Source organism: Streptomyces sp. NPDC005533, assembly GCF_042871845.1.
GTDB lineage: Bacteria > Actinomycetota > Actinomycetes > Streptomycetales > Streptomycetaceae > Streptomyces.
The window spans coordinates 127,030-144,971 of the sequence record NZ_JBIAJH010000012.1; the positions used below are offsets into that span (position 1 = coordinate 127,030).

A 17,942-nucleotide genomic window follows, 5' to 3' on the forward strand; every position below is an offset into this window, starting at 1 on the left:
CTCGCCTCCGGGAGGGAGATTACGGCTTGGGCGGGGGAATGACGAGGGCCCGCCGTGCCGGAGCGCAGCGGGCCCGCGAGGGTGGACGGGACCTAGGGGTTGGCACCGAGGATCTTGATCTCGCTGATGCCGCCGCGGTAGCTGTCGCCCCCCTCGGGGGGCAGCGCGGTGATGTGGATCAGGATGTAGCGGGTCTTGATCGTGTGCCCGAGCGTGACCGCGAGGTTCTTCTCGACGGTCTTCTCCTCGGCGATCTGCTCGGGGAACCTGGCCAGCGACGTCGGTGAGGAGGCGTCGGGCGCTGCGGCGCGGACCTGGAGCTTGTGCCCGGGGGCGGAAAGGGTCACGTCGATGCCCGCCACCTCCTGCACGCTGCCGAGGTCGACGATGATGCCGCTACCGGCCCTGCGGTTGTTTTTCTCGAGGTTTCCGAAGTTCGCGTAGCCGTCGTACCGCGGGGTGATCCAGCTGGTGGACGGGTCGTTGTCGACCGTCTTGGCCGCGTCCTCCGGCTTCAGCGGGTCCCCACCGGGTGCGTACACGGAGACGCCGTTGACGGTCAGGGGCTTGCCCAGCGTCACGGGCTTCGGGTCGTCCTCGGAATCGGTCTGGGTCTGGTTCGGGCCGTTGGTGCCGCCGTTGTTGCGGCCCAGGAGGGCGTCGGCCAGCTGCCAGCTGCCCAGGCCGAGGGCGGCGATGAGCAGGGCGGCGACACCCCACTTGAGGGCCTTGCCGGTACGGCTCTGCAGCGGGGGAGGCGGCGGCTGTACGGGCCGGACCTGTGTGGTGTGGGCACCGGGAGGCGTGGGGCGACCGTAGTTGCCCTGCTGGTAGGTGGTGTGCTGGTACTCCGGCGGGGCCGTGAAGGCGGGCTCCGGCGGCCGGATGCGGGGCATCGCGGCGACGGCCTTGGCCAGCTCCTCGGGGCTCGTGCAGGCGGGCTCCTGGCGGGAGGCGGTGGCCCCGTCGTTGGCCAGCGCCCGCATGGCGAGTTCGCCCAGACCCCGGTGGACACCGGCGCGGACCTGGTCGGGGGCGATCAGGCCCACGCCCTTGGGCAGGCCGGCGAGGCCGTACGCGTCGTTCTCGTACGGCCAGCGCTGGGTGAGGGCGGCGTACAGGAGGGCGCCGATGGCCTCGGTGTCGGCGCGCTGCGGGGTCTCGCTGGTGATGCCGCGCAGGGCGGCGTTCACGGCGAGGCCGCGGATCCGGTACTGGCCCGTGGAGGTGCGCAGTATCGCGCTGGGCGTCAGCCGCAGATGGGCCAGTCCTTCGCGGTGGGCGGCGGCCATGGCCTGGGAGACCTGGCTGACGAGCTGATAGGCCTCGTGGGGCTCCAGGGGGCCTGCGGCGAGGAGTGCGGTGAGCTCGGTGGCGTCGGGCAGCCATTCGTGGACGACGTAGACGAGGTCGTTCTCCTCCACGGCGTCGAGGACCTGGACGAACCGGGGGTCGCCGAGGAGTGCGGAGGAGCGCGCGGCGGCCAGGACGGAGCGTGCCCGCGCGTGGTCGGCGGGCATCAGGTGGACGCCGACGGCCCGCCGCAGTTTCTCGTCCATCGCGCGCCAGCTGCTGAAGCCGTCCACACGGGTGACGCACTCCTCCAGCCGGTAGCGTCTGGCCAGCTTGTGGCCGCTGTGGAGTTCGGGTGCGGCCGCGGGGGCCGCCTTGGTGCGTTCGCCGTCCTTGTCGGGCATGGGTCCGTCCGCGGCTCGTCCGTTCTGGGTGTCCACCCCGTCGGACGTGGCCTTTGCCGCTTGCGCGGCCAGCGGCTCATCGCCGCTGCTGTCGGCCACGTCGACGGCAGCCGTGCTACGTTCCGCCACCGTCGTTCCTGCCTCCCCATCCGTTGCGCGCTGTAGGCCAGTCTGCGAAGCCATGCCAATTGTGCCCACAGTCCGACGCTATGCACGACACACGAACGGGGGCGACGGTTGTGCGCATCAGCGCCCCAAACGTCCGCGGACCATTCCCACCATCGCGTTGAGCTCTTCGATCCGCATCCGCTTGGCGGCGATGAGGAACACGGCCGCCAGGGCGATGCCTCCGGTCACCAGGGCGGCGGCGGAACCGGCGACTCCACTGCCCAGCCACTGGGTGACCGCGTAGGCGACGGCACCGGCCACCGCGGCGGCCGGGACGCAGGCGCCGGTGAGGCGGGCGTAGGTGCGCATCACGTGGGCGCCGTCGAGGTCGCCGCCGAGGCGGGTCTTGAGCCGGCGCCAGGCGACGCCCACGCCGACGGTGTAGCCGAGACCGTAGGCGGCGGCCATGCCGACGACCGCCCAGCGGGCGGGGAGCACGAAGAAGGAGGCCGCGGAGACCGCCGCATTGACGGCGGCGACGATGACCGTGTTGTAGAAGGGCGTCCGGGTGTCCTCGTAGGCGTAGAAGCCGCGCAGGACGACGTACTGGATGGAGTACGGGATCAGCCCGAGGCCGAAGGCCATCAGGATGTAGCCGATGTTCTGAGCGCCCGAGCCCGAGCCGGCGTACAGCAGGGTGGCCATCGGCACGCCGAGGGCGAGGAACGCGAAGGCGCACGGCACGATCGCGACCGCCGAGGTGCGCAGCCCGTAGGAGATGTCGTCGCGGACCGCGGCGGCGTCCCCGTCGTGGGCCGAGCGGGAGATGCGGGGCAGCACGGCCGTCATGACGGAGACGGTGATGATGGCCTGCGGCATCTGCCACAGCAGCAGCGCGTAGTTGTAGGCGGTGATGCCGGTACCGGAGTGGCCCTGCTTCTCGGCGACGGATCCAGCCCAGGTGGCGAACTGGGTGACGACGACGAGGCCGATCTGGTTGGCGAGGACGAAGAAGAACGTCCACTTGGCCAGGCGGGCGGCCTTGCCGAGGCCGTGGCCCTTCCAGTCGAAGCGCAGGCGCGGCCGGAAGCCTGCGTCGCGGAGGTAGGGCAGCATCGCGAGGGCCTGGACGGTGAGGCCGAGCAGCGTGCCGACACCCAGCAGGCGCACCCCGTCGCTGGTCACCGTGGTGGCGTTGACCCCGGAGGTGGTGAAGCCGCCGAAGGCCCAGATGAAGGCGCCGAAGGTGGCGATGACCACGATGTTGTTGAGGACCGGGGTCCACATCATGGCGCCGAACCGGCCGCGGGCGTTGAGGATCTGACCGAGCACCACGTGGATGCCCATGAAGAACATGGTGGGCAGGCAGTAGCGGGCGAACGCGACGGCCACTTCCATCTGCTGCGGGTCGGAGGCGATCTTCGGCGACATCATCGTGATGAACACCGGTGCGGCCAGGACACAGATGGTGGTGATGGCGGCCAGCAGGACCACGACGAGGGTCAGCAGCCGGTTGGCGTACGCCTCTCCCCCGTCCTTGTCGTTCTTCATGGCCCGGACCAGCTGCGGGATGAAGACGGCGTTGAGGGCGCCGCCACCGACCAGCACGTAGATCATCGTGGGCAGGGTGTTGGCGATCTGGTACGTGTCGTTGAACGTGCCCACGCCGATCGCGCCGGCGATGACCAGGGTCCGGCCGAAGCCGGTGATGCGCGAGACGATCGTGCCGGCGGCCATGAGCGCGCTGGACTTCAGGAGGCTGGAGGCGCGTCCGGCGGGCTTGCTCGGTGCCGGCGCCGCGACGGGGGCTTCCTCGGCGGGGGTGCGGGGCGCCGCCTCCTGGTCCCGGTAGAGGTGAGCGAAGGCATCGGGTTCCGGCTGCTCGTCCGCGGCCTGGGTGACGAGGGAGTCGACGCCGACGAACTGGGTGGTGGTCGCGTGGTCGCCGTACGGCAGGTGGCGGGAGGGGCCGTCCGGCTCGGGCGGCGGGGTCTGGGCCCAGACGCGCGGGTCGGGGGAGTACGAGGGCGCGGTCGGCGCCGCGTAGAGCGGTCCGGGCTCCTGGAAGGTGCCGGGCGGCGGCGGGGGGTGCGAGGCGCGGTCGTAGAGGACCTCGGCGACGGGGTCCTGGGCGGACAGGTCCTGGGCCCGGTACGGGTCGTAGTCGTAGGCATCCTGGACATACGGGTCGCGTTCCGGCGCGGGCGCAGGCGCGGGAACCTGCCCGGGCACCGGGGTGCCCGGGGCAGTGCCCTGGGAGGGCGCGGGCCCACCAGTGCCCTGCGCGCGTTCACCGTCGTACGGCGCGTTCATCGAAACCCCACCTCATCGTCCCCAGGCCGACCGGCCACGGCATCGCTCAACGGTCCACTGTCTCACCCGTGCCGGACCCCTCGGTGCTTTGCGGTCCGGTGTCCGTGGACTCGTCACTCGGCTGCGTGCTCTCCTCGGCGGCCGCGCGGGCTGCGACGCGCTTGCGACTGGCGTACATCTTGATGCCCGCCAGGACCAGGAGGAGCACACCGCCGGCGATGACGAGCATCACGGTGGGGGTGATCTCGGTGGCCTCGACGGTGAACCGTCGTTCCTTCCCGTAGGGGACGCCGTCCTTGGTGAAGAGCTGCGCCGTGACCTCGACCGGACCGCTCGCGGTCGCGTTGGCGGTGAACTTCACGGTCTGGGTGTGGTCGCCCTGGACGGTCACCTGCTGCTCCGCCTGGCCGCTGTCGCCGAACATCAGGCGCGTCGGGTTGGCGGACTTCACCCGCAGGACCAGGTCGTGGACGTCCTGGACGAGGCTGTTCTGGACGCTGACCGGGATGGTGGCGCTGTGTCCGGACAGGGTGGCGTCGGACTTGGGGATGACCTTGACCTTCTCGGTGAGACCGATCAGGTAGTCCTGCACCTGGTCCCGGTAGAGGCGCGCCTCCTCGGGACGCCCGCGCCAGGACGTGGACATCTCCCGGTTGGTGGTGTTGCCGAAGGGGATCTCCACGCGGTCGGGCGCGGCCAGGATCACCTTGAAGTGGTCGAGGCTGTTCTGTGTGGAGCGGATCTTCTCGAAGGCCGACACCGGCAGCTCCTGCTTGCGCAGGGCCTCGGGGTACTGACCGGCGCCCGGCACCTGGGTGGCGGCGCCGGGATCGGGCTTGGCGGCGGCCGCGGCCTCCAGGTCCCCGGGCTGCGTCCACCGGCCCGCCTGGAGCCCGCGTACGGCCGCTGCCATCGTCTGCACCTGGCTGACGGTGGGCATCCGCGGCGGGGCGACGACGAAGCTGCGCTGCTCGTCGGTCTTCTGCAGGTTGAGGGCGAGGCTGTGGGCGAGGAACCGCTGCACGGCCAGGGTGGAGGTCCCGGCGTTCAGCATGTCGCCCTCGAAGGCGGTGGACAGTTCGGCGTCCGCGACGACGGCGGTGGTGCCCGCGCCGATGGGCCGGGCGGCCGACGGCGTGTAGCCGAGCGCTCCGCTCTCCACGAGGCTGTCGCTGCGGGTGAGGACGTTGTGGGCGCCGGCCGAGGTGGCGACGTTGACGATCGAGGGGTCGATGGCCCCGTCCACCGGCCAGGAGAAGTCGGTGGACGCCGTGACGTGCAGGACGGTCTCGACAGCCTGCTTCGCCTTGTCGGTGGCGGGGCGCAGCTGGCCCAGGGTGCCCGAGACGTCCTTGCCGTGGTGGGCGAGGGAGGCGAGGTCGGGATCCGCGAAGGGCAGGGCGACGACCTTCTTGCCCTGGACGGCGGCTTCCAGGGAGCTCAGCCACTGCTCGGCGACGGCTTTGTTCTTCCCCTGGACGGGCTTTCCGCCCGGAGTGCGGACCCGGTAGCCCTTGGTCATCGCGTCGACGGTGTAGAGCAGGTCGGGGTCGATGACCCAGGTGATCGGCAGGTCCTTGCCGAGGGTGACCATCTGCTCCAGGCGGCCGCCGGGCTTGAGCTCGTCGGCGAGGGAATCGTCGAGGAAGACGGGGGTCTGCAGCTCGTCGGAGCCGGTCTCCGCGGTCACGCGGGTGGTGGAGATCAGCGGCCACGCGTAGGTGAGCTGGGAGCGCTTGGAGGCGGCTTCCGGCTGCCAGGGCAGGAAGGTGCGCTTGATCCCCAGGACCTGTTCGGACGGGCGGCTCTCGGTCGCCCCGGACAGGGAGACCCCGAGCTGGTAGACCCCGTCCTTGTCCAGTTCGAGCTTGTTCACCGGGACGGTCAGCGTGAAGTCCTGGTGGACCTTCGACGGCAGCGAGGCGATCTTCACGGCGTAGGCCGGATCGATCTCGCCCGGGTCGGCGCCGGCCCGGAACCCGTTGCGTTCCGCGGCCTCGTCGATGGAGGACCGGTCCGCGAGCGCGGGCCCGACCCGCAGGCCGACGTGCGCGTCGTTGATCGTCTCGGAGCCGGTGTTCACCACGGTGCCGGAGATCGTCAGGGTGTCCCCCTTGACCGGCGCGGCAGGGGTCATGGAGGTCAGCTGGACGTCCACACCGGTCGCCTGGACCGCCTGGGCCTCGGGGGCGGGAGAGTAGACCAGAGCGGCCATCACGGGCGTCCCGGCGAGCAGGACGATCGCGCGCCGCAGCCAGCGGCGCCGGACAGGAGCGGGGGACGCCCCCTGGATGTCTGCCGCCTCGGCCACGCGCTAGCCCGTTCCTCGAAGTGTCAGTGCTCGTCTTTTGTGCGTCCACGCATGGTAACGAGGCCCGCTGTGTGCGAGTGCCGCGCCTTGCTCCACATGATCGGCCCGGCCCCGGGGCGGCCGGCTACCGGGGTCGCGCAAAACGGGGCGGCTCCCGGTGGGCCGGGCACGTACCCTTTTCTGTTGTGCCGAACGCCAACGAAGACACCCCCAGTGCCCTGAGTCAGGTGCAGCGCCGCGCGGTCAGTGAACTGCTGCGGGTCGCCCCTGTCGCCGACGAGCTCGGCCGCCGATTCCAGGAGGCGGGCTTCCGCCTCGCCCTGGTCGGCGGGTCCGTCCGCGATGCGCTGCTCGGGCGTCTCGGCAACGATCTCGACTTCACCACCGATGCCCGCCCCGAGGACGTGCTGAAGATCGTCCGGCCGTGGGCGGACTCGGTGTGGGACGTGGGCATCGCCTTCGGCACCGTCGGGGCGCAGAAGAGCGCCCGCGTCGGGGACGTCGTGCGGAACTTCCAGATCGAGGTGACGACGTACCGCTCGGAGGCCTACGACCGCACCTCGCGCAAGCCCGAGGTCTCCTACGGCGACTCGATCGACGAGGACCTGGTCCGGCGCGATTTCACGGTCAACGCCATGGCCCTGGCCCTTCCCGAGCAGGAGTTCATCGACCCGCACGGGGGCCTGGAGGACCTGGCCGCCGGAGTGCTGCGCACCCCCGGGACGCCGGAGGACTCGTTCTCCGACGATCCGCTGCGGATGCTGCGGGCGGCGCGGTTCTCCGCGCAGCTGGACTTCGAGGTCGCCCCAGAGGTCGTGGCGGCCATGAAGGCGATGTCCGACCGCATCGAGATCGTCTCGGCGGAGCGGGTCCAGGGCGAGCTGAACAAGCTGATCCTGTCGGCCAACCCGCGCCGCGGTCTGGGACTGCTCGTGGACACCGGGCTGGCGGACCGGGTGCTGCCCGAGCTGCCCGCGCTGCGGCTGGAGAGTGACGAGCACCACCGGCACAAGGACGTCTACGACCACTCGCTGATCGTCCTGGAGCAGGCGATTGCCCTGGAGGAGGACGGCCCGGACCTGGTGCTGCGCCTCGCGGCCCTGCTGCACGACATCGGCAAGCCCCGCACCCGCCGCTTCGAGAGCGACGGCCGCGTCTCCTTCCACCACCACGAGGTGGTGGGCGCGAAGATGACCAAGAAGCGGCTGACCGCGCTGAAGTACTCCAACGACATGATCAAGGACGTGTCCCGGCTGGTGGAGCTGCATCTGCGCTTCCACGGCTACGGCGACGGGGAGTGGACCGACTCCGCGGTGCGGCGCTACGTCCGCGATGCCGGCCCGCTGCTGGAGCGTCTGCACAAGCTGACCCGGTCCGACTGCACCACGCGCAACAAGCGCAAGGCCAACGCCCTCTCCCGGACCTACGACGGGCTGGAGGAGCGCATCGCGCAGCTGCAGGAGCAGGAGGAGCTGGACGCGATCCGGCCCGACCTGGACGGCAACGAGATCATGCAGGTGCTGGACGTCGGCCCGGGTCCGGTGATCGGCAAGGCGTACGCCTTCCTGCTGGAGCTGCGGCTGGAGAACGGCCCGATGGGCCGTGACGCCGCGGTCGCCGCGCTCAAGGAGTGGTGGGCCGCGCAGGCCTGAGGAAGGCCCGTCGGCGTCGATGTTTCACGTGAAACATCGACGCCGGCCGTCGGTCGGGGGCGTCCTCAGACGAGGCGTCGCTCCTGCCGGCCCAGCAGCAGCGCGGTCGCGGCGTAGAGGGCGGACACACAGAGGATCAGGGCCACCGAGCGCCCGTCGGTGAGGAGCATGAGGGAGGCCACCGCCGCCGCTCCCACGAAGGCGACGTTGAAGAGCACGTCGTAGACGGAGAAGACGCGGCCGCGGAAGTCGTCGTCCACCCGGGACTGCACCTCCGTGTCGGTGGCGATCTTGGCCCCTTGGGTGGCGAGGCCGAGGACGAAGGCGGCGACCAGCATCGGCCCGGGGGCGAAGAACAGGCCGAGGGCCGGCACCAGGACCGCGGCTCCCGCGGAGCAGGCCGTGATCCAGCCGAGCGTGCCCAGTCGGCCCGCCAGCCAGGGGGTCACGACGGCGGCAGCGAAGAACCCCGCCCCGGAGGCGCCGACCGCGACGCCGAGCAGGGCCAGCCCGTCGGCCTCGTTGTCCGACCAGGAGTAGCGGCACAGCATGAGCAGCATGACGAACAGGGCGCCGTAGCAGAACCGCATCATGGTCATCGCGGCGAGCGCCCGGGCCGCCTCGCGCCGGCCGGCCAGGTGCCTGAGGCCTTCGGCCATGCCCCGCACGGTGAGGGCGACCCCTTCGGCGACGGAGGGGTGGACCCGGCCAGGGGGGTGGTCGGGCCCGAGCAGGCCGATGGCCAGGTGCAGGGAGACGAGGGCCGCACACAGGTAGAGCCCGGCCCCGAGCAGGACGACGAGGGCGTTGGAGTCGGAGGCCAGCAGCCGGACGAGGAAGGCCAGCCCGCCGCCCGCGACCGCCGCCAGGGTGCCCGCGGTGGGGGAGAGCGCGTTCGCGGTGACCAGCTGGTCGGGGCCGACGACGCGGGGCAGCGAGGCCGCGAGCCCGGCCAGCACGAAGCGGTTGACGGCGGTCACGGACAGCGCCGAGGCGTAGAACAGCCAGTCGGGTACTCCCGCGACGATCAGCATCCCGGTGACGCAGGCGAGGAAGGCGCGCAGCAGGTTGCCGTAGAGGAAGACCTGACGCCGGCGCCAGCGGTCGAGCAGCACCCCTGCGAAGGGACCGATCACCGAGTAGGGCAGGAGCAGCACCGCCATGGCGGAGGCGATGGCCGCCGGCGAGGTCTGTTTCTCCGGGGAGAAGACCACGTAGGTGGCGAGGGCGACCTGGTAGACGCCGTCCGCCGCCTGGGAGAGCAGCCGTACGGCGAGCAGGTTGCGGAAGTCCCTGAGGCGCAGGAGTACGCGCAGATCACGTACGACAGGCATGAGGGCAAGGGTCACATACGCGGAGGGTCCCCGGGCATATTGCCCGGGGACCCTCCGCGGAAGAACAGTCGAAGTCCAGGTGTCCTCGCGGACCCTTGGGGTTCGACTAGCGCTCGACCTCGCCCTTGATGAACTTCTCGACGTTCGCGTAGGCCTCGTCGTCGAAGTACTGCACCGGCGGGGACTTCATGAAGTAGCTGGAGGCCGACAGGATCGGGCCACCGATACCGCGGTCCTTGGCGATCTTCGCGGCGCGCAGGGCGTCGATGATGACACCGGCGGAGTTCGGGGAGTCCCACACCTCGAGCTTGTACTCGAGGTTCAGCGGGACGTCACCGAAGGCACGGCCTTCGAGGCGGACGTAGGCCCACTTGCGGTCGTCGAGCCACGCGACGTAGTCGGACGGGCCGATGTGGACGTTCTTCTCGCCGAGCTCACGGTCGGGGATCTGCGAGGTGACGGCCTGCGTCTTGGAGATCTTCTTCGACTCGAGGCGGTCGCGCTCGAGCATGTTCTTGAAGTCCATGTTGCCGCCGACGTTGAGCTGCATGGTGCGCTCAAGACGGACACCGCGGTCCTCGAACAGCTTCGCCATCACGCGGTGCGTGATGGTGGCGCCGACCTGGGACTTGATGTCGTCGCCGACGATCGGGACACCGGCCTCGGTGAACTTGTCGGCCCACTCCTTGGTGCCGGCGATGAAGACCGGGAGGGCGTTGACGAAGGCGACCTTGGCGTCGATGGCGCACTGGGCGTAGAACTTCGCCGCCGCCTCGGAGCCGACCGGCAGGTAGCAGATCAGGACGTCGACTTCGCGGTCCTTGAGGACCTGGACCACGTCGACCGGGGCCTCGGCGGACTCCTCGATCGTCTGGCGGTAGTACTTGCCCAGGCCGTCCAGGGTGTGGCCGCGCTGGACGGTCACACCGGCGTTCGGGACGTCGCAGATCTTGATGGTGTTGTTCTCGCTGGCGCCGATGGCGTCCGAAAGGTCGAGGCCGACCTTCTTCGCGTCGACGTCGAACGCGGCGACGAACTCGATGTCACGCACGTGGTAGTCGCCGAACTGGACGTGCATCAGACCGGGGACCTTGGCCGCCGGGTCGGCGTCCTTGTAGTACTCGACGCCCTGCACCAGCGAGGCGGCGCAGTTGCCTACGCCGACGATGGCTACGCGAACCGAACCCATTCCGGTTGCTCCCTGTTTGTTCTCGGACGAGGTCTGCGAGATGCAGGCCTCATTTTTCAGTTTCGTCGGACGGGCCGGACCGTCTCCGATCCCGTCCCGCCCGCTCACTCTCGATGAGCTCGTTCAGCCAGCGCACTTCGCGCTCCACGGACTCCATGCCGTGCCGCTGCAGCTCGAGCGTGTAGTCGTCGAGGCGCTCCCGCGTACGGACGAGGGAGGCGCGCATCTTCTCCAGACGCTCCTCCAGCCGGCTCCGGCGGCCCTCCAGCACCCGCATGCGCACGTCTCGTTCGGTCTGGCCGAAGAAGGCGAAGCGGGCGGCGAAGGACTCGTCCTCCCAGGTGTCGGGGCCCGTGTGGGAGAGGAGCTCCTCGAAGTGCTCCTTGCCCGCGGCCGTCAACCGGTAGACGATCTTGGCGCGGCGCCCTGCGAGTGAAGCGGCGAGAGCGTCTTCCGGAGCGTTGCCCGGTTCTTCGATCAACCAGCCGTTGGCGACGAGCGTCTTGAGGCAGGGGTAGAGCGTCCCGTAGCTGAAGGCTCGGAACACCCCCAGTGAGGTGTTGAGCCGCTTACGCAGCTCATAGCCGTGCATGGGGGACTCGCGCAGCAGGCCGAGGACGGCGAACTCGAGGATGCCTGAGCGTCTGCTCATCCGCCTTCCTCTCCTCCGCCCCTGGGTCTTTATGCCGAGCTGATGTATCGACTCGATACATCCAGACGATAGAACGGGCCGCCCTGATCGACAAGGGGTGATCTGGTGACCGGTGTCACATCACCAATTCGCAGCAGTGGACTTGCCTGATTTGGGGTGAACTTCGGCACTGGTCGGGTTTTGAGCGTGCGTAGTCTGTGGGCCATGACACCGGGGGAACCGGAATTCACCTGCCGCTTCCAGGCCACTCGCCTGCCCGAGGAGTAGTCGTTCGATGAGCGAGCACCGCCGCAAACCGCCGCAGCCCCAGGGTGGTGGGCGGGCTTCAGCCCGCCGCGCCGCCCAGCAGCGCCCCGGCAGGGGCGCCCCGGCCGGACGGGACGTCCCCACCGCGTCGCACAGCGGCCCGTACCCGCAGGAGCCCGCGCCGGCCAGTCGTGCCGAGGCGCGCCGGGCTGCCCAGAGAGGGTCCGGGGGCCGCGGACGAGGCGCCGCGAACGCCGCTCGCGGCGCGGGCCGCCCCGACAAGCGGCTGATCAACTACCCGCGGTCCGACCGGGACGGCTGGAAGCGCTTCGTGCCCTCCTGGAAGCTGGTCTCCGGTACCACCCTGGGCTTCTTCGCGGTGATCATCGCCGGTGCCGGCATCGGTATCGCCATGGTGAGTACGCCGGACCCGAACAAGGCGGCCAAGGCGCAGAACAACGTCTTCTACTGGGCCGACGGCAGCCAGATGGTGGCGACGGGCGGTTCGATGAACCGGCAGATCGTCCCCATCTCGAGCATCCCCCGCTCGATGAGGGACGCCGTGATCGCGGCGGAGAACGAGTCCTTCGAGACGGACAAGGGCGTGGACCCGATGGGCATCGCCCGCGCCGTCTGGAACATGGGCACGGGCGGCTCCACCCAGGGCGGCTCGACCATCACCCAGCAGTACGTGAAGAACACCTACCTGGACTCCGACCAGACGCTCAAGCGGAAGGTCACCGAGCTCTTCATCGCGATAAGGCTCGGCGTCTCCGAGCCGAAGGACAAGGTCCTCGCGGGCTATCTCAACACCGCGTACTACGGACGCGACGCCTACGGCATCCAGGCCGCGGCCCGTGCCTACTTCGGCAAGGACAGCCAGGACCTGAACCCCTCCGAGTGCGCCTTCCTGGCCTCCGTGCTCAAGGGCCCGAACCTCTACAACCCGGACGGCGGCATCGGCCCCGCGGCCACTCCCGAACTCAACGAGGACCGGGCCCGCAAGCGCTGGGCCTGGGTGCTGGACCGCCAGGTCGAGGTCGGCCGGATGGACAAGACCGAGCGGGCGAAGTACAAGGACTCGGACTTCCCCGCCCGCGTCGAGTCGGAGCAGGCCCGCGGCATGACCGGCCAGATCGGCTACCTGGTCGACACGGCCAAGGCGTACGTCATGAAGACCAAGGGCATCACCGTCGAGCAGATGGCGATGGGCGGCTACCGGATCAAGACCACCTTCGAGAAGCCGAGGGTGGAGGCGCTCGCCAAGGCCGTGGCGGACGCTCGCGACGGCTTCATCGACGAGAAGAAGCGGCCCGACACCGACACCTTCGTCCAGTTCGGCGGAGCCTCCGTGGACGTCAAGACCGGGGCGCTCGTCGCCCTGTACGGCGGCCCGGGCTGGGACCAGAAGTACTTCAGCAACAACGCCAACACCAGCGGTGTCCCGGTCGGCTCGACCTGGAAGCCGTACGTGCTCGCGGCGGCCATGCAGTACGGGACCCAGAACTCCAACGGCCGGGGCATCTCCGCCGACAGCAAGTACCAGGCCAACGACCTCACGGTGATCAACAACCGCGAGGGCAAGCCACTGCGCGACGCCAAGGGCAACCCGTTCAAGCAGAAGAACGAGAGCCCGACCGCCTACGGATACGTCACCCTCAACGAGGCGATGGAGAAGTCCATCAACGTCCCGTTCGCCCAGCTGATCTTCGACGTCGGCCACACCAAGGTGCGGGACCTCGCCAAGGCCACCGGCATCCTCGAGGAGTCGATCAACCCGAACACGGACGCCTCGTCCGCCCTCGGTACCTCCACCCCCAGCGCCATCCGGATGGCCGACTCGTACGCCACGTTCGCCGCCTCGGGCACACACCACGAGCCCTACTCGGTGACCGAGGTCGAGAAGGACGGCGAGAAGCTCCCCGGCTTCGAGGCGCCCAAGCCCCAGCGGGCCATGGACAACGCCGTCGCGGACAACATCACCAAGGTCCTGCAGAACGTCGTCAAGAACGGCACCGGCAAGGAGGCCAAGAAGCTCGGCCGGCCCGCCGCGGGCAAGACCGGTACCACGGACGAGAACAAGTCGGCGTGGTTCGTCGGCTACACCCCGGAGCTGTCCACCTCCGTCGTCCTCTTCCGCACCGACCCCAACTCGCAGGACCGCAAGCTGCAGTCCATGAACGGCGTGGGCGCCATCCCGTCCATCCACGGTGGTGACATCCCGGCCGAGATCTGGACCCAGTACATGCGCGAAGCGCTCAAGGACGCCCCGATCAAGGAGTTCCCGGAGCCCGACGACGTCGGCGTCACCGCCGACTCCGCGGGTGCCCCCTCCCCCACGCCGTCGGCCCCCGCTTCGCCGTCCCCGTCCCCGTCGACGACCCCGCCGGCCTCCCCGACGCCGTCCCCGACCCCGTCCAAGGGCGGCAAGCCGTCCTGCAAGCCGTGGGAGCTGTACTGCGACCCGGACGACCCCACGCGCGGCACGACCAACGGGGGCACGAACAACGGCGGCACCTCGGGGATCATCGCCGGCACCCAGGGCGGGGCCAGCGGATCACCGTCCCCGTCGAACAGCTGCCGACCCGGCCGCCCCTGCCCCACCAACGGAGCAACCGCCGGCGCCGTCCCGGACTGATCCGCCCCACCGCCCCGTGAACACAGGAAGGCCGTCGCACCGAGTGGTGCGGCGGCCTTCCCCCGTGTCCCGCCCCGTACGGCAGGATGGCCCCCATGACCCAGGTGCACGAGGACCGTCCCGTACTGCCGACGCAGCAGGACGAGGTCGCAGCAGCCGGCAGCGAGTTCATCGGAGGCCCGCTCGGCCGCTACGCCCGGCTCGGCGGCCACTGGCTGGGGCCGGTCCGCGTCGTGGCCCTCCTCGCCATCGGCATGTTCGCGCTCGGCATGGTGCAGAAGCTGCCCTGCTACGACTGGGCGTGGTTCCGGGGCGCGGGCTCGCAGTACACGCACGCCTGCTACTCCGACATCCCGCACCTGTACGCGGTACGCGGCTTCGCCGACAACCTGACGCCCTACTTCGACCGGCTGCCCGGCGACATGGAGTACCTGGAGTACCCGGTGCTCACCGGGCTCTTCATGGAGATCGCCTCCTGGCTGACCCCCGGCAGCGGCTCCATGCAGCACCGCGAACAGATGTACTGGATGGTCAACGCGGGCATGCTCATGGCCTGCGCGGCGGTCATCGCCGTGTGCGTCGCGCGCACCCACCGCCGCCGGCCCTGGGACGCCCTGCTCTTCGCGCTCGCGCCCGCCTTCGCCCTGACGGCGACGATCAACTGGGACCTGCTGGCCATCGCCCTGACCGCCGCCGGGATGCTCATGTGGTCCCGCGGGCGGACGGTCCTCTTCGGCGTCCTGATCGGCCTGGCCACCGCGGCCAAGCTCTATCCCGTCCTGCTGCTCGGGGTGCTGTTCGTGCTCTGCTGGCGGGCCGGGAAGTGGCGCGCATTCGGCGCGGCCGTCCTGGGCGCGGCCGGGGCCTGGCTCCTGGTGAACCTGCCCGTCATGCTCTTCGCCTGGGACGGCTGGACGAAGTTCTACACCTTCAGCCAGGAACGGCCCATCGACTTCGGCTCCGTGTGGCTGCTGATCTCACAGCGCTCGGGCAACCCCCTGGAAGACGCCAACACGTACGCGACGGGGCTGACGCTCCTGCTGTGCGGGGCGATCGGCCTGCTCACCCTGACCGCCCCGCGGCGGCCCCGGTTCGCGCAGCTGGCCTTTCTGGTCGTCGCCGCCTTCATCCTGTGCAACAAGGTCTACTCGCCGCAGTACGTGCTGTGGCTCATCCCGCTCGCCGCGCTGGCCCGGCCGCGGTGGCGGGACTTCCTGATCTGGCAGGCCGGCGAGATCGTCTACTTCCTCGGGATCTGGTTCTACCTCGCCTACACGAGCAGCGGGGACAAGCACCAGGGTCTGCCCGTGGAGGGCTACCAACTGGCGATCGCCGCCCACCTGCTGGCCACCTTGTACCTGTGCGCGGTCGTCGTCCGGGACATCCTGCTGCCCGAGCGGGACGTCGTGCGCCGCGACGGCTCGGACGACCCGTCGGGCGGCGTCCTGGACGGGGCCGAGGACGTGTTCGTGCTGTCGGACGCGGCGAGGGCGCCGCGGTACGCGGCGCCCTCGGGGGGACAGCGGGTCGACTGGGGCCTGGACCCCGAGGACTGACGGGCCGGCTCAGGCGTCGAGCACCCGGTCGAACTGCGTGGTGGTGTGGCGCAGGTGCGCCACGAGCTCGTCGCCGACCTTCGGCTCGGTCGCGTCCGAGGGCACGAACAGGATCGACACCTGCATGTGCGGCGGCTCCGCGAACCAGCGCTGCTTGCCCGCCCACACGAACGGCGACAGGTTCCGGTTGACGGTGGCCAGCCCGGCCCGGGCGACGCCCTTGGCGCGCGGCATCACGCCGTGGAGGGCCTTGGGGGCCTCCAGGCCGACGCCGTGCGAGGTACCGCCCGCGACGACGACCAGCCAGCCGTCGGAGGCGGCCTTCTGCTGGCGGTAGCCGAACCGGTCGCCCTTGGCCACGCGCGTGACGTCGAGGACGGCGCCGCGGTATTCGGTCGCCTCGTGGTCGCCCAGCCACAGCCGGGTGCCGATGCGGGCCCGGAAGCGGGTCTGCGGGAACTGCTGCTGCAGCCGTGCCAGGTCCGAGGCCTTCAGGTGGCTGACGAACATGGTGTGCAGCGGCAGCCGGGCCGCGCGCAGCCGGTCCATCCAGCCGATGACCTCCTCGACGGCGTCCGAGCCGTCCGGGCGGTCCAGCGGCAGGTGCAGGGCGAAGCCCTCCAGCCGGACGTCCTCGATGGCCCCGTGCAGCTGGCCCAGATCCTGCTCGGAGATGCCGTGGCGGCGCATCGAGCTCATGCACTCGATGACCACGCGGGCGCCGACCAGACCGCGGACCCCGTCCAGCGACGACACCGAGCGGATGACCCGGTCCGGCAGCGGCACCGGCTCCTCGCCCCGCCGGAACGGGGTGAGGACGAGCAGGTCGCCGCCGAACCAGTCCTTGATGCTCGCGGCCTCGTACGTCGTGCCGACGGCGAGCACGTCGGCGCCCATGCGGGTCGCCTCCTCGCACAGCCGCTCGTGGCCGAAGCCGTAACCGTTGCCCTTGCAGACCGGGATCATCCCGGGGAACTGGTCCTGGATCTGCTTCTGGTGCGCACGCCAGCGCGCGGTGTCGACGTAGAGCGTGAGCGCCATGGCCCGTCCGGCACCTTTCTCGATAACAGCGGGGGTCAGGGGATCAGCGGCGCGACATGTAGATGTCGAGCGCCTTGTGCAGCACCTTGTTGAGCGGGAAGTCCCACTCGCCGACGTACTCGACGGCCTCGCCGCCCGTACCGACCTTGAACTGGATCAGTCCGAACAGGTGGTCGTTCTCGTCCAGCGTGTCAGAGATGCCGCGCAGGTCGTAGACGCTGGCGCCAAGTGCGTAGGAGTCGCGCAGCATGCGCCACTGCATCGCGTTCGAGGGCCGGACCTCGCGCTTGTGGTTGGCGGAGGCGCCGTACGAGTACCAGACGTGCTGGCCGACGGTGAGCATCGTGGCGGCGGCCAGCGGCTCCCCCTCGTGCGTGGCGATGTAGAGGCGCATCCGGTTGGGGTCCTCGGCGTTGAGGGCCGTCCACTGGCGCTGGAAGTAGCTGAGCGGGCGCGGGCGGAACTTGTCGCGCTCGGCCGTGATCTCGTACAGGTGCTGCCAGGTCGGCAGGTCGTCGTAGCCGCCCTGGACCACCTCGACGCCGGCCTTCTCGGCCTTCTTGATGTTGCGGCGCCACAGCTGGTTGAAGCCCTTGAGGACGTCGTCGAGCGAGCGGTTGGCCAGCGGCACCTGGAAGACGTAGCGGGGCTGGACGTCGCCGAATCCGGCGCCGCCGTCCTCGGCCTGCTGCCAGCCCATGCGGCGCAGCTTGTCGGAGACCTCGAAGGCGCGGGGCTCGATGACCGAGGCCTCCACGTCGCGCAGGCGCTTCACGCCCGGGTCCTGGATGCCGGCCTTGATGGCCGTCGAGTTCCAGCGGCGGATGACGACGGGCGGGCCCATCTTCACGGTGAAGGCGCCCTGCTGCTTGAGGTGGGCCAGCATCGGCTGGAGCCACTCCTCCAGGTTCGGGGCGTACCAGTTGATGACCGGGCCCTCGGGGAGGTAGGCGAGGTAGCGCTTCACCTTGGGCAGCTGGCGGTACAGCACGAGGGCGGCACCGACGAGTTCCTCGGACTCGTTGAACCATCCGAGGTTCTCGGAACGCCACTCGTTCTTCACGTCGGCCCACGCCGGGACCTGGCAGTGGCTCGCCGAGGGCAGGCTCTGGAGGTAACCCAGATGCTGCTCTCGGCTGATGGTCCTCAGGGACAGGCTCATGCGGGGCGTCTCCTCCGGCGGCTTCGCTGGCTATGGCGCGAAG

The 17,942-nt window shown here is 70.1% G+C and carries 11 protein-coding genes; 3 read left to right on the top strand and 8 right to left on the bottom strand.

Annotated features, from left to right (window positions below; genetic code table 11):
- Positions 1-92: 92 nt before the first annotated feature.
- From ACFYP3_RS14965 to ACFYP3_RS14975, 3 genes are all read right to left on the bottom strand, one after another.
- Positions 93-1,826, bottom strand: coding sequence for a protein kinase family protein (locus tag ACFYP3_RS14965; protein WP_388831646.1), 1,734 nt, complete (start codon positions 1,824-1,826; stop codon positions 93-95).
- A gap of 117 nt (positions 1,827-1,943) precedes the next feature.
- Positions 1,944-4,118: a murein biosynthesis integral membrane protein MurJ gene (gene murJ, locus ACFYP3_RS14970; RefSeq protein WP_388831648.1), complete on the bottom strand. Its 2,175-nt coding sequence runs from the start codon at positions 4,116-4,118 to the stop codon at positions 1,944-1,946.
- Between the two features lie 46 nt (positions 4,119-4,164).
- On the bottom strand, positions 4,165-6,429 hold the full coding sequence (locus ACFYP3_RS14975) for a DUF6049 family protein (RefSeq protein WP_388831650.1): 2,265 nt from the start codon (positions 6,427-6,429) through the stop codon (positions 4,165-4,167).
- A 185-nt stretch (positions 6,430-6,614) separates the two neighbouring features.
- Between ACFYP3_RS14975 and ACFYP3_RS14980 the strand changes: the two genes are divergently transcribed.
- On the top strand, positions 6,615-8,081 hold the full coding sequence (locus ACFYP3_RS14980; RefSeq protein ID WP_388831652.1) for a CCA tRNA nucleotidyltransferase: 1,467 nt from the start codon (positions 6,615-6,617) through the stop codon (positions 8,079-8,081).
- A 65-nt stretch (positions 8,082-8,146) separates the two neighbouring features.
- On the opposite strand, the gene ACFYP3_RS14985 is transcribed toward ACFYP3_RS14980, so the two are convergent.
- From ACFYP3_RS14985 to ACFYP3_RS14995, 3 genes are all read right to left on the bottom strand, one after another.
- Positions 8,147-9,415: an MFS transporter gene (locus ACFYP3_RS14985; protein ID WP_388831654.1), complete on the bottom strand. Its 1,269-nt coding sequence runs from the start codon at positions 9,413-9,415 to the stop codon at positions 8,147-8,149.
- Positions 9,416-9,521: 106 nt separating this feature from the next.
- A complete protein-coding gene (locus ACFYP3_RS14990) occupies positions 9,522-10,604 on the bottom strand; it encodes an inositol-3-phosphate synthase (protein ID WP_030707739.1) in 1,083 nt (360 codons plus the stop codon).
- A gap of 49 nt (positions 10,605-10,653) precedes the next feature.
- Entirely contained in the window at positions 10,654-11,256 is a 603-nt protein-coding gene (locus ACFYP3_RS14995) for a PadR family transcriptional regulator (protein ID WP_030707740.1), read from the bottom strand.
- 274 nt (positions 11,257-11,530) lie between these two features.
- Between ACFYP3_RS14995 and ACFYP3_RS15000 the strand changes: the two genes are divergently transcribed.
- Together ACFYP3_RS15000 and ACFYP3_RS15005 are read left to right on the top strand one after the other, a co-directional pair.
- Positions 11,531-14,140: a transglycosylase domain-containing protein gene (locus tag ACFYP3_RS15000; RefSeq protein ID WP_388831657.1), complete on the top strand. Its 2,610-nt coding sequence runs from the start codon at positions 11,531-11,533 to the stop codon at positions 14,138-14,140.
- A gap of 95 nt (positions 14,141-14,235) precedes the next feature.
- A complete protein-coding gene (locus tag ACFYP3_RS15005; protein ID WP_388831659.1) occupies positions 14,236-15,696 on the top strand; it encodes a glycosyltransferase family 87 protein in 1,461 nt (486 codons plus the stop codon).
- A gap of 9 nt (positions 15,697-15,705) precedes the next feature.
- On the opposite strand, the gene ACFYP3_RS15010 is transcribed toward ACFYP3_RS15005, so the two are convergent.
- Together ACFYP3_RS15010 and ACFYP3_RS15015 are read right to left on the bottom strand one after the other, a co-directional pair.
- Positions 15,706-16,737 (bottom strand): alanine racemase, encoded by a 1,032-nt coding sequence (locus ACFYP3_RS15010; protein ID WP_388831661.1) that lies wholly within the window; start codon positions 16,735-16,737, stop codon positions 15,706-15,708.
- Between the two features lie 43 nt (positions 16,738-16,780).
- Positions 16,781-17,899 (bottom strand): peptidoglycan bridge formation glycyltransferase FemA/FemB family protein, encoded by a 1,119-nt coding sequence (locus ACFYP3_RS15015; protein ID WP_351290127.1) that lies wholly within the window; start codon positions 17,897-17,899, stop codon positions 16,781-16,783.
- Positions 17,900-17,942: the final 43 nt, after the last annotated feature.